Source organism: Bradyrhizobium sp. USDA 3311 (assembly GCF_054062495.1).
The window spans coordinates 2,801,110-2,813,370 of sequence record NZ_JBSSFI010000001.1 but is presented as its reverse complement, the minus strand read 5'-3'; the positions used below and the strand labels follow the sequence as shown (position 1 = coordinate 2,813,370).

Here is a 12,261-nt window from a genome sequence, read left to right as displayed (position 1 = left end):
GAAGCAGTCCAGACTGCCGACGCCTAAAGATTCTGGATTGCTTCGTCGCAAGCGCTCCTCGCAATGATGATGTGGAGGCAGTTGCGAAGCCCGGATGGAATCTCGTAGCCCGGATGGAGCGAAGCGTAATCCGGGGCGCGGACGGATGACCAGAACCCGGATTGCGCTGCGCTCCATCCGGGCTACGCACTTTTGTTGGGACAGCTATTCGGCCGCATCGAGGATCGGCGCCACCGTGGCCTTGAACTGCTGCACCGTCGCCATGTTCCTCGACCGGTAGATCAAACATGAGCAGCGCAGCAGCGAGGCGAAATTGTTGACCTCGCCGTGATGGTCGAGCACCTCGTTGTAGAGCGTGGTCAGGAACTTCCCGAGGCTCATGTTCTCCCTGGCCGCGATCTCCTCCAACGTGTCCCAGAACGCCATTTCCAGCCGGATCGAGGTGCAGTGGCCATCGATCCGCAAGGAGCGGGTCTGGGATTCGTAGTCGCGTTGGGGCTGGTGCGCGAAGAGATGGCACATGGCGTCCTCCCGTCCTGTTGCCGTTTTTTCACGATGCTACACCGCGGCCCGGCACCCCACAATCAGGACTGCAGCCGGAGATCGGTCCGTCCCGCCTGCGCGATTTTCTCGAACGTCCAATGTCTTCAATGTGATAGATGTCCCTCTTCCCCAGCCCGCCACGTTCCTGTTGCTCAACACATGCTTTTGACGCAACACGGCTTAAGATAACGCCGTTCGCGAATCCAAGACCCGAGCCCATGCCCGTCCGCCAATTGCCAGAGCAAGTCGTCAACCGCATCGCCGCCGGCGAGGTGGTCGAACGGCCCGCGAGCGTGGTCAAGGAACTGGTCGAGAACGCGATCGATGCCGGCGCGAGCCGGATCGACGTCTTCACCGACGGCGGCGGCCGGCGGCGGATCGGCATCACCGACGACGGCAGCGGGATGACGGCGAAGGACCTCGCGCTCGCGGTGGAGCGCCACGCCACCTCCAAGCTCGACGACGAGGACCTGCTCCAGATCCGCACGCTCGGGTTCCGCGGCGAGGCCCTGCCCTCGATCGGCTCGGTGGCGCGTCTGTCGATCACCACGCGCCATGCCAGCGAGCCGCACGCCTGGGCACTCACCGTCGAGGGCGGCGAGAAATCGGAAATCATGCCGGCGGCGCTGGCCCACGGCACGCGCGTCGAGGTCAACGACCTCTTCTACGCGACGCCGGCGCGGCTGAAGTTCTTGAAGACCGACCGCACCGAGGCCGAGGCGATCCGCGAGGTGGTGCGGCGGCTCGCAATGGCGCGACCGGACGTCGCCTTCACGCTTGCGGGCGAAGAGCGCGCGCCCGTGACCTGGGCCGCGGCGCTACCCGGCGCCGCCGGACGGCTGACGCGGCTCGGCGACATCCTCGGCGCGGAGTTTCGCAGCCACGCCATCGAGGTCCATGCCGAACGCGAGGGCATCGTCGTTTCCGGCTATGCCGCAGCCCCCGCGCTGACCAAAGCCAATGCGCTCGGGCAGTATCTCTTCGTCAACGGCCGCCCGGTGCGCGACAAGCTGATCCTCGGCGCCGTGCGCGCGGCCTATTCCGACTATCTGCCGCGTGACCGCCACCCCGTGCTGGCGCTGTTCGTCACGCTCGATCCGCGCGAGGTCGACGCCAACGTGCATCCGGCCAAGACCGAGGTCCGCTTCCGCAACGCGGGCCTCGTGCGCGCGCTGATCGTCCATGGATTGAAGGAGGCGCTCGCGCGCGAGGGCCGCCGCACCGCCGCCAACAGCGGCGAGAGTGCATTGTCCTCGTTCCGGCCCGCCTTCACGCCGCGCCCGGCGAGCTGGGACTGGCGGGCCTCGCCGTCCGCGCCGGTCGCACCGATGCCGTCATTCGATGGCGCGGCGGCGCCCGCCTTCACGGAGCGCGCCCAGGCGGCGTTCGATGTCGGCGCGCCCAGTGCAGACGTGCGGTTCGAGACGCAGCCCGTCAGCGACCTCGTCGACCGCCCGCTCGGCGCAGCGCGCACGCAGATCCACGAGACCTACATCGTCTCGCAGACCCGCGACGGCCTGATCATCGTCGATCAGCATGCCGCGCATGAGCGCATCGTCTATGAGCGGCTGAAGGCCTCGCTCGCCGCCAACGGCGTGCAGCGGCAGATCCTCTTGATCCCCGAGATCGTCGAGATGGACGAGGCCACGGTGGAGCGCCTGCTCGAGCGCAGCGACGAGCTGGCCTCGTTCGGGCTTGCGATCGAATCCTTTGGCCCGGGCGCGGTCGCCGTGCGCGAGACGCCGTCGCTGCTCGGCAAGACCAATGCGGGCGGGCTCTTGCGCGACCTCTCCGAGCATATGGCCGAATGGGACGAAGCGCTGCCGCTCGAGCGCCGCCTGATGCACGTCGCCGCCACCATGGCCTGCCACGGCTCGGTGCGCGCCGGCCGCAGGCTGCGGCCCGAGGAGATGAACGCCCTGCTCCGCGAGATGGAGGAGACGCCGAACTCCGGCCAGTGCAATCACGGCCGGCCGACCTATGTCGAGCTGAAGCTCTCGGATGTGGAGAAGCTGTTCGGGCGGCGGTAATTTAAGCGTTGCGCTTCAAAAACACGAACTCCGTGTCGTCATAGGCGCGCCGCTCCAGCTCCTCGAAACCTTCAGGCGCCGTAAACTGCGCGGCCTTGGCCTCTTCCACCACCAGCAGCGCGCCCGGTGTCAGCCAGCCGCCGTCGCGCAAGCTCACAAGCGCCTTCTCCGCAAGTCCCCTGCCATAGGGCGGATCGAGGAACACCAGCGAGAACGGCTCGACGGGATGCGCCGGGCCGAGATCGGTCGCATCGCGGCGATAGACTTTTGTCACCCCGCCGAGGCCGAGCGATTCTACATTGTTGCGCAACAACGCCCGCGCCTCCGCACCGTTGTCGACGAACAGCACGAACTTCGCGCCGCGCGAAGACGCCTCGATGCCGAGCGCGCCGGTGCCCGCGAAGAGATCGAGCACGCGCGCGTCCTCGATCGGATCGTCATAGGCGTGCACGAGGATGTTGAACACGGACTCGCGCAGGCGGTCCGCCGTGGGGCGGATGTCGCGCGAGGACGGTGAGGCGAGATTACGCCCCTTCAAGCGACCGCCGACGACGCGCAATTAGTCCTCCCGCGGCGTCAAATCGCGCTTGCCGTGATAGCCGCGCTTGGGACGGCGCGGGGGGCCATAGCCGCTCGCCTCCGCCTCGTTGCGCTCGCGCGCCTCCTCGCTGCCGGTGCGCTGCACCAGCACGCGGCGGCCCTTGCGGTCGTTGATCACGGCGCGCTTGCTGGCGGGCTTCTTCTCGTGCGGCGCGCCGTCATCGGTCGCAGCGGCCTTCTGCGGCACGTCGAACTGCGCACCCGACTTCTCGATCACCTTGTCGCCGAGCTGCTCGCGCAGCACGCGCGACTTGATCTCCTCGACCTGGCCTTCGGGGACCTCGCCGAGCTGGAACGGGCCGTAGGACACGCGGATCAGCCGGTTCACCTCGAGCCCGAGATGGGCGCAGACGTTGCGCACCTCGCGGTTCTTGCCTTCACGGATCGCGAACACCAGCCAGACATTGGCGCCCTGGTCGCGCTCGAGTGTCGCATCGATCGGGCCGTATTTGACGCCCTCGACCTCGATGCCAGCCTTGAGCTCGTCGAGCTGGGCCTGGGTGACGTCGCCATGGGCGCGGACGCGGTAGCGGCGCAGCCAGCCGGTGTCCGGCAGCTCGAGCGTGCGCGCGAGGCCGCCGTCATTGGTGAGCAGCAACAGGCCTTCGGTGTTGAAGTCGAGCCGGCCGACGCTGATCAGGCGCGGCAGACCTTCGGGCAGATTGTCGAACACGGTCGGACGACCCTCGGGATCGTCATGCGTGGTCATGAGGCCGCGCGGCTTGTGATAGAGGAACAGCCGCGTGCGCTCGCGCGGCGGCAACGGCTTGCCGTCGACAGTGACGACGTCGTTCGGTGTGATGTCGAGCGCCGGCGAATTGATGACGCGGCCGTTGACGGCGACGCGGCCCTGCGTGACCATCTCCTCGGCGTCGCGGCGCGAGGCAAGCCCCGCGCGCGCCAGCGCCTTGGCGATGCGCTCGCCGGCCTTCTTCGGCTTCGGCGCTTCTTCGCGGCGCGGCCGCCCCTCGAAATCCCGATCGCGCTCGCGATAGGCGCCGCGGCCGCCGAAGGCCGGGCGCTTCTCGAAGATCCGGCTCTCGTCCTCGTTTTCGCGGCGCGGACGATCACCGAACCGGCCTTCGCTGCGCGGATGCTCGTGCCAGTCGGAGCGGCCTTCCGAGCGCTCGCGCGGGCGATTGAATTTCGGGCGGTCGCCGCCGCGCTCGCCATCGCCGTCACGACGGGGACGATCGAATTTTGGACGATCATCGCGCGGGCGATCGAACTTGGGACGATCAAACTTGGGACGGTCGAATTTGGGCCGCTCGCGGAACGGACGATCGCCCGACGGACGATCGTCGCGCGAACGCGAGAACCGCGGACGGTCGTCGCCGCCTTCGCGCTTCTGCCAGGGCTTGTCTTCGCTCCGATCGCGGCCGCCAAAATCCTTGCGCGGACCCTTGCTGAAATCCTTGCGCGGCGGCCGGTCGCCGCGCGGACCCGCATCGCGCTTCTGCCACGGCTTTGAATCGCTGCGCTCGCCACGATCGCGCGGGCGGTCGCTGCGGTCCGGCGCGCCGCGCGAGAATTTCCGCTCGCCGTCGAACTTGCGCTCGGGACGGTCGCCACGCGGCGCGTAGGGCCGCTTGTCGCCGAACTTCTTGTCACCGGTCCGGCCGGCGGGGCGGGAGTCGTCCCGATCCCTGCGCGGCGGACGGTCGTCACGGCCGTAGGACGGGCGATCGCCGCGCGGCTTGAACGGGCGCTTCTCGCCGTCGCGCGCGCCGCGATCCGAAAACGGACGGTCGCCACGCGGCTTGAAGCTGCGCTCGCCGCGCTCCTCCCCACCACGGTCGTCGCGCTTGAATTTCGGGCGGTCGCTGAAATCGCGGCGCGGGGCATCGCCCTCTTCGCGGCGGCGGAACGGACGGCCCTCGCGGTCACCGCGGGGTGGGCGGCTGTCGCCCTTGCCCTCAAAGCCGCGCTTGGCGAACTTCTTCTCGGGGCCGCGCGCCTTGCCGGACCGGCCCTTGGGCGGGCCTCCCCTTGCCGGGCCTCGCCGGCCGCGGGAATCGTTGTCTTTGTCGCTGTCGCGAGGCATGAATAATCTCACTCAGGGGGTGGCCAGAGGGCAGTGTGCGCGCTCGTTCCGAGCCGCATGCTCAGGCAAAACCGGTATTCACTCTTGCTGAAGGCGGAGCTACTAGCAGGTTTCTGGCGATGATACGAGGCTTGAAAGCCCCCTCTTTCATGGATTTGGCGCTCAAAACGGCCGAAAATGCCGGAAAGGCGGGCGAAGTTCCGATCGGATGCGTGGTGGTCCGCAATTACGAGGTCATCGCCACGGCCGCCAACCGGACGCTGACCGATTACGACCCCACGGCCCATGCCGAGATCGTTGCGCTGCGCGAGGCCGCGAAAAAGATCGGCAGCGAGCGCCTGGTCGACTGCGACCTCTACGTGACGCTGGAGCCCTGCACCATGTGTGCGGGCGCGATCTCTTTTGCAAGGGTCAGGCGACTCTATTACGGCGCCGCCGACCCCAAGGGCGGCGCGGTGGAATCAGGCGTGCGCTTCTTTGCCTCGCCGACCTGCCATCACGCGCCGGACGTCTATTCCGGGGTCGGCGAGAGCGAAGCGGCGCGGCTGCTCAAGGAGTTCTTCCGGGAGCGGCGCTAGGGCGCGAGGAAGAACTCGCGCAGCGCCTTGGCGGTAACGTCAGGGTTCTCCTCGGTGAGGAAGTGCCCCGAGTCCACCGGCATGCCGTCGACGTTCGTGGCCCATTGCTTCCACGTATCCAGCGGTGTCGCTGCGGCCTGCGCGACGCCGGCGTTGCCCCACAGCGCCAGCATGGGAATGGTGATCTTCTTGCCGGCCTCGAAATCGGCCTTGTCGAGGTCGTAGTCGAAATAGGCACCGGCGCGGTAGTCCTCGCACATCGCGTGCACGCGGGCGGGATCGCGGAACGGGGCGATGTAGTGTTCGAGCGCGCGCTCGTCGATGGCCTCCAGCGTCTTCGATTTGGTCTGGCTCGCCATCTTGAAGCGCAGGAAGAACTCGCCATTGCCCGAGATCAGCGTCTCCGGCAGCGGGGCGGGCTGTGCCAGGAAGGTCCAGTGATAGATCTTCAGCGCGTAGGCGCGGTTCATCCGCTCCCAGTAATTATAGGTCGGCAGGATATCGAGCACCGCGAGCCGCGACAGCCGGCCGGGATGGTCGAGCGCGAGACGGTAGGAGACGCGGCCGCCGCGGTCGTGGCCGGCCAGCGCGAAGTGCACGTGGCCGAGGCGCTCCATCGCCTCCACCATGGCCTTGGCCATCGCGCGCTTGCTGTAGGGCATGTGCAGCGCGTCGCTCTCGGGCATGTCGGACCAGCCATAGCCCGGCAGGTCGGCGATGATCAGCGTGAACTTGTCGGCAAGCTGCGGCGCGACGCGGTGCCACATCACATGCGTCTCGGAGAAGCCGTGCAGCAGCAGGAGCGGCGGGCCCTTGCCGCCGACGCGGGCAAAGATGCGGCCGAGGGAGGTGTTGATCCACTCGGAGGCGAAGCCGGGATAGAGGTCGGCGAGATCGGACATCTTTCTGCATCCTTGTCTGGTCAGTCCTGGAGCTGCTCCCAACAAAAATGTCGAAAACAACCCCATGCACAGTAGCACGCGTCCTCGGCGAAGGGCGCTAAGCCCAACAGCCGACTACGCATTTTTGAAATGTCGATATGGCGGCGCGATGGCGCAAGGTTTTTTGCGCGCGCAGCGGAAAAACCGCTGTCAGCCCCTGGCCTTCTCGGCTTCCACCGCCTGCCAGCCGATGTCACGGCGGCAGAAGCCTTCCGGCCAGTTGATGCGGTCGACGGCCTGATAGGCGCGGCCCTGCGCCTCCGTCACGGTCGCCCCCAGCGCACAGACATTGAGCACGCGGCCGCCATTGGCAAGGATCGCGCCGTCCTTCTCAACCGTGCCGGCGTGGAAGATCTCGACGGTATCGACCTTGGCGGCCTCCTCCAGCCCCTCGATGCGCGTGCCCTTCTGGTAGTCGCCGGGATAGCCCTTTGCCGCCATCACCACGGTGAGCGCGGATTCCGGATACCAGCGCAGATCGAAATGCTTCAACTCCCCGTCGCAGGCGGCAACGAACGCCGGCACGATGTCCGACATCATGCGCAGCATCAGCACCTGGCACTCGGGATCGCCGAAGCGGACGTTGAACTCGAACAGCTTTGGCCCCTGCGTCGTCAGCATGATGCCGGCATAGAGCACGCCGCGGAACGGCGTGCCGCGCTGCTTCATGCCGGCGACCGTCGGCAGGATGATCTTGGCCATGATCGCGTCATGGATCGCCGGCGTCACCAGCGGGGTCGGCGAATAGGCGCCCATGCCGCCGGTGTTCGGGCCGACGTCATGGTCGAACACGCGCTTGTGGTCCTGAGCGGAGGCCAGCGGAATCGCGGTCTCGCCGTCGCACAGAGCGAAGAAGCTGATCTCGCGGCCCGGCAGAAACTCCTCGATCACGACCTCAGTGCCGGCTTCGCCAAAGGCGCCCTCGAACATCATGGCGATGGCGTCCTCGGCCTCGCGCACGGTCTTGGCGACGACGACACCCTTGCCGGCGGCAAGACCGTCGGCCTTCACCACGATCGGCGCGCCCTGGCTCTGGACATAGGCGCGCGCATCATCGGCGTTGGTGAAGCGCTTGTAGGCGCCGGTCGGAATGCCGAATTCGGTGCACAGCGCCTTGGTGAAGCCCTTGGAGCTTTCGAGCTGGGCGGCCGCCCCGCTCGGCCCGAACGCCTTGATGCCGGCGGCGGTGAGGTCATCGACGATGCCGGCCGCCAGCGGCGTCTCCGGGCCGACCACCACCAGCTCGACCGCGTTCGTCTTGCAGAAGTCGATCACGGCAGCATGGTCGGCAACATCGAGCGCCACGCACTCCGCCTCGCGCGCGATGCCGGCATTACCGGGCGCGCACCAGAATTTCGTGACCAGGGGGGAGGCCGCGATCTTCCATGCGAGGGCATGTTCGCGGCCGCCGGAACCGAGCAGGAGAATGTGCATCGAAGGCTCGAAAAGAGGGGTTTGCTGGGGGCGGAGGTCGCACGAATCGGAGCGCGTCTCAAGGGGAAACGCCTCGCACTCCCCGTCATTCCGGGGCGCGGCGAAGCCGCGAGCCCGGAATCCATAACCACCATCGTGAGTATGGATTCCGGGCTCGCGCCAAGAGGCGCGCCCCGGAATGACGGTGGAGAGAGGAACGCCTCGAAATGACGGTGGGGCTAAACCTGCTTCCCCGCAATGATCTCCTGCAACGTCGCCACATGCCGCGCGAAGGCGCCGCGGCCGGTAGCGGTGGCGGTGACCGTGGTCTGCGGCTTCTTGCCGACGAAGGCCTTCTCCACGGACACATATCCGGCCTTCGCCAGCGTCTCGATATGCGCGCCGAGATTGCCGTCGGTGGCGCCGGTGAGCTTTTTCAGCCGCGCGAATTCGAGGCCAGCGGACACAGGCAGCGCATTCAGCGCCGCCATGATCTTGAGCCGCAACGGCTGGTGGATGATGTCGTCGAGCTCGGCCATCAGATCCGCCGCATCCAGAGGCCGCCGAGGATCAGCCCGCCGCCGTTGACGAAAGCCATCCAGAGCGGGAACGCCTCGCCGATGAAGAAGAAGCCGATCAATGTCAGCGCGGAGATGCCGAGACCGATCGCCACGAAGGCATAGCCGAACCAGAGTCCGGCCAGCGTATAGAACAGCATGAAGTAGAGCGGCCAGAACGCGCCCAGCTGACGCGGGCCGAAATGGCCGATCACGTTGGTGCAGAGATAGCCGAATGCGAAGAACAGCACGAACACCAGCAGCAGCCTGATGTCGAAGGCTGTTCCCCGGGGATGATGCGGCGGATTGAGCAGGCGGAGTGCAACCAGGCCGCCGACACCGAGAACATCGACCGCGACCCACGCGTAGACCGCGTAGATCGGCCAGAGCCAGGTCACGAGATTGCCTGCGAACACCAGGACGCCCCACCAGATGGCCGCAAGGCTCGCCAACTCGTAGAGCTGCGATTGCTTCACGCGCTGGACGATGTCGTCGATGTCGGCGAGTGCCGCGGCAGCCTGTCTGCTGTCGATCATGTCATCCCTTCCAGTCCAAGGCTATCGCGTTTGACACCTGGGCAAGCGCCTCGTCCTTCGAGACGACCCCTTCGCGGTCTCCTCAGGATGAGGCTCAGCTGCATTGGTCCCCGTTGAAGCGACCGCCGCAAACTCCGCCCTCATCCTGAGGGTCCGCCGCAGGCGGGCGTCTCGAAGGATGGCCGCGGGGAAGCCGCTCCCATATGCGCTTGCCTTGCCATCAGCGGATCGCATCATGACTGCCCCGCCCCGCGCGTTGCCACGTCCTCGGCGATCGCCGAGATCGCCTTCGGGCTGGTGACGATGCCCATGTGGTTGATGCCGTCGATGATCTTGACGTCGACCGACGGTTTGATCGCCTGCACCGCCTCCGCATATTTATCCGAGATCATCATCTCGTCCTCGGCACCGCCGAAGATCGTGACGGGGCGTGTCGTCGCCGCGAGATCGAGACGATAGCCGCGCGTCGCGAAATTGCGCATCAGGCGGTCGGAATAGGTGGAGACGAGATACTTCGCCGAATTCGCAGGCACGGCCAAAGCAAGCACCGGAAGCTGCGAGCAGCAGTCGATGCCGAGCTTGCGGAGGGCGGTGAGGCCGAGGAGGCGGGGAACGTCGGCATTGGCCCAGCCGCCGGAATGCGGCTTGTTGGTCGGCGCGTCGTAACCGAGATAGGGCGCGAGCAGCACGGTGCGCACGAACATGTCCTGCATGATCGGCGTCGCGGCAACACGCAGCGAGAAGCCGGCGCCGGCGGAATGGCCGATCAGGGTCAGCGGCAGATCGGGCGCAGCCTTGCGGACATGCGCGACGAAATCGACCAGATCGTCCTCGAGCTGGCCGACATAGCCGATATCGCCGCGCGTGCCCGAGGCGCCGTGGCCGCGCATGTCGAGCGCCCAGGTCTCGACGCCGCGCAAGGCGATCGCATGGGTCAGCGCGTGGTTGACGGTGCCGCTGGAGCCGGAGGAGCCGTGGATGAAGATCGCGCCACGGCCGCTCGCCGGCCCGTTCGGGACATAGTGACGAAAGCCGAGCCAGCTGCCGTCACGGGCCTGAAAACGCTCGAGCGGCGGCATGGTCGAGAAGTCGACAAGCTTCACCGACTCCGAGACCGACCGCATCTCGGGCGGCCGCTCCGGTGGCGTTGCGATCATCGCGACCAGGATCAGCGCCACGGCGCCGACTGCGCACAGGGCCCATTTCAGTCCGTTCAACACGCCGTGCAGCAGCTGCTTCGCCATGGCTCAACTCCATTGAACTCACTATCAATAGAGAACTCTATATTACAGAGTACTCTCCCAATCAATCCCCGGATTGGCGCCGCGCGGCGAAAATCCTTAACGTCGGGTCTGACCCCAAAATGCCGAATCGTTTGCCGATGCCGCCCGCGGAACCCCTGCTCAACGCCCCCGAATTCACCGTCTCCGAGCTTTCACAGTCCCTGAAGCGGACGGTGGAGGATGCCTTTGGCCATGTCCGGGTCCGCGGCGAGATCTCGGGCTTTCGCGGCGCCCACTCCTCCGGCCACTGCTATTTCGCGCTCAAGGACGAGAGCGCCAAGATCGAGGCGGTGATCTGGAAGGGTGTGCACGGCCGGATGCGCTTCAAGCCCCAGGAGGGGCTCGAGGTCATCGCCACCGGCAAGCTCACGACCTATCCGGGCTCCTCGAAATACCAGATCGTCATCGAGGCGCTGGAGCCGGCCGGCATCGGCGCGCTGATGGCGCTGATGGAGGAGCGCAAGAAGAAGCTTGCCGCCGAGGGCCTGTTCGACGAGGCGCGTAAGCAGCTGCTGCCTTGGCTGCCGGAGGTGATCGGCGTCGTGACCTCGCCGACCGGCGCTGTCATCCGCGACATCCTGCACCGGCTGGAGGACCGCTTCCCCCGCCATGTGCTGGTGTGGCCGGTCAAGGTGCAGGGCGAAGGCTCGGCCGAGCAGGTCGCGGCCGCGATCCGCGGCTTCAACGCGCTGCCGGAGGGCGGCAAGATTCCGCGGCCCGACGTCTTGATCGTCGCGCGCGGCGGCGGCTCGCTGGAGGATCTCTGGTCGTTCAACGAGGAGATCGTGGTGCGGGCAGCGGCCGAAAGCATGATCCCGCTGATCTCCGCCGTGGGCCACGAGACCGACATCACGCTGATCGATTTCGTCGCCGACAAGCGCGCGCCGACGCCGACGGCGGCGGCCGAGATGGCGGTGCCGGTGCGCAGCGATCTGTTCGTCGAGGTCGCCGATCTCGCACGGCGCACCCGCGCCTATTGGCAGCGCGCCCACGAAAGCCGCCGCAGCGAATTGCGTGCGGCTGCGCGTGCGCTGCCGGCGGCCGGAGATCTGCTGGCGATCCCGCGGCAGCGGCTGGATTCGGCGGGCTCCGCCCTGCCCCGCGGCTTGAAAGCCAACACGCATGCGCATTTCCGCAGGTTTACTGCGGCGGGCGCAAAGCTGACGCTGCGGGTGCTGCACGGGCAGATCGCGCAGGCCGACCACCGGCTCACCGTGTGCGGCGAGCGGCTCGGTCTCTCCGCGCGGTCGCTGTTGCGGCAGCGGCGCGACCGCTTTGCCGGTCTCGAGGTGCGGCTGCGGGCCTCAAAACTCTCCAACGCGCAGGCGCAGCGCAACGCGATTGCCCGCCAGCGCGAGCGCACGCATCGTCTGGCCGAGCGTGCCAACCGTGCGCTGGTGACGCTGCTGCAACGGCTCGACGCCCGCGTCGAGGCCAGCGGCAAGCTACTCTCGGCGCTGTCGTACCGCGGCGTGCTCGCGCGCGGCTTTGCGCTGGTGCGGGACGAGGCCGGCCATCCCCTGCATTCGGCCGACAGCGTCGGTCCCGGCGCACGCGTCGAGATCGAGTTCGCCGACGGACGCGTCGGCGCGACGACGGACGCGGATCGCCCTGCCGCCAAACGCGCACAGCAACCGAAGCCGGCCGCGCAGGAGACCAAGCCCGCGCCGAAGCGCGTCGGCAAGCCGGTGGATCAGGGCAGTTTGTTCTGAGTTGGCGGCTCACTCTCCGTGTCG

General features: G+C 67.2%; 11 protein-coding genes. 3 read left to right on the top strand and 8 right to left on the bottom strand.

Translation table 11 applies throughout. From position 1 onward, the window contains the following. Positions 1-204: 204 nt before the first annotated feature. Positions 205-522 carry a ribbon-helix-helix domain-containing protein gene (locus ACVWW6_RS13265; RefSeq protein ID WP_456680844.1) on the bottom strand — a complete coding sequence of 106 codons (318 nt, stop codon included), beginning with the start codon at positions 520-522 and terminating at the stop codon, positions 205-207. Between the two features lie 239 nt (positions 523-761). Here ACVWW6_RS13265 and mutL point away from each other — a divergent pair, with 239 nt between their 5' ends. After that, positions 762-2,573, top strand: a complete 1,812-nt coding sequence (mutL, locus tag ACVWW6_RS13260; protein ID WP_304548521.1) for a DNA mismatch repair endonuclease MutL — start codon at positions 762-764, stop codon at positions 2,571-2,573. Position 2,574: 1 nt separating this feature from the next. Here mutL and rsmD read toward each other — a convergent pair whose 3' ends face one another. Both rsmD and ACVWW6_RS13250 read right to left on the bottom strand, forming a co-directional pair. Then, entirely contained in the window at positions 2,575-3,132 is a 558-nt protein-coding gene (gene rsmD / locus ACVWW6_RS13255) for a 16S rRNA (guanine(966)-N(2))-methyltransferase RsmD (RefSeq protein ID WP_011090226.1), read from the bottom strand. Beyond that, entirely contained in the window at positions 3,133-5,217 is a 2,085-nt protein-coding gene (locus tag ACVWW6_RS13250) for a pseudouridine synthase (protein ID WP_456680843.1), read from the bottom strand. 119 nt (positions 5,218-5,336) lie between these two features. Here ACVWW6_RS13250 and ACVWW6_RS13245 point away from each other — a divergent pair, with 119 nt between their 5' ends. Beyond that, on the top strand, positions 5,337-5,795 hold the full coding sequence (locus ACVWW6_RS13245) for a nucleoside deaminase (RefSeq protein WP_011090228.1): 459 nt from the start codon (positions 5,337-5,339) through the stop codon (positions 5,793-5,795). Here ACVWW6_RS13245 and ACVWW6_RS13240 read toward each other — a convergent pair. The 5 genes from ACVWW6_RS13240 to ACVWW6_RS13220 all read right to left on the bottom strand — a co-directional run bounded on the left by ACVWW6_RS13240 (position 5,792) and on the right by ACVWW6_RS13220 (position 10,486). Next, positions 5,792-6,697, bottom strand: a complete 906-nt coding sequence (locus ACVWW6_RS13240; RefSeq protein ID WP_456680842.1) for an alpha/beta fold hydrolase — start codon at positions 6,695-6,697, stop codon at positions 5,792-5,794. The genes ACVWW6_RS13245 and ACVWW6_RS13240 overlap by 4 nt on opposite strands. A gap of 189 nt (positions 6,698-6,886) precedes the next feature. Further along, positions 6,887-8,170 carry a phosphoribosylamine--glycine ligase gene (gene purD / locus ACVWW6_RS13235; protein ID WP_456680841.1) on the bottom strand — a complete coding sequence of 428 codons (1,284 nt, stop codon included), beginning with the start codon at positions 8,168-8,170 and terminating at the stop codon, positions 6,887-6,889. Between the two features lie 218 nt (positions 8,171-8,388). Beyond that, positions 8,389-8,688 carry a winged helix-turn-helix domain-containing protein gene (locus ACVWW6_RS13230; protein ID WP_060910428.1) on the bottom strand — a complete coding sequence of 100 codons (300 nt, stop codon included), beginning with the start codon at positions 8,686-8,688 and terminating at the stop codon, positions 8,389-8,391. Beyond that, positions 8,688-9,242, bottom strand: a complete 555-nt coding sequence (locus tag ACVWW6_RS13225; RefSeq protein WP_456680840.1) for a hypothetical protein — start codon at positions 9,240-9,242, stop codon at positions 8,688-8,690. Before ACVWW6_RS13225 ends, ACVWW6_RS13230 begins: the two co-directional genes overlap by 1 nt. A gap of 233 nt (positions 9,243-9,475) precedes the next feature. Then, positions 9,476-10,486 (bottom strand): alpha/beta hydrolase, encoded by a 1,011-nt coding sequence (locus ACVWW6_RS13220; protein ID WP_456680839.1) that lies wholly within the window; start codon positions 10,484-10,486, stop codon positions 9,476-9,478. A gap of 119 nt (positions 10,487-10,605) precedes the next feature. Here ACVWW6_RS13220 and xseA point away from each other — a divergent pair, with 119 nt between their 5' ends. Then, a complete protein-coding gene (gene xseA, locus ACVWW6_RS13215; RefSeq protein ID WP_456680838.1) occupies positions 10,606-12,237 on the top strand; it encodes an exodeoxyribonuclease VII large subunit in 1,632 nt (543 codons plus the stop codon). Positions 12,238-12,261 lie beyond the last annotated feature (24 nt).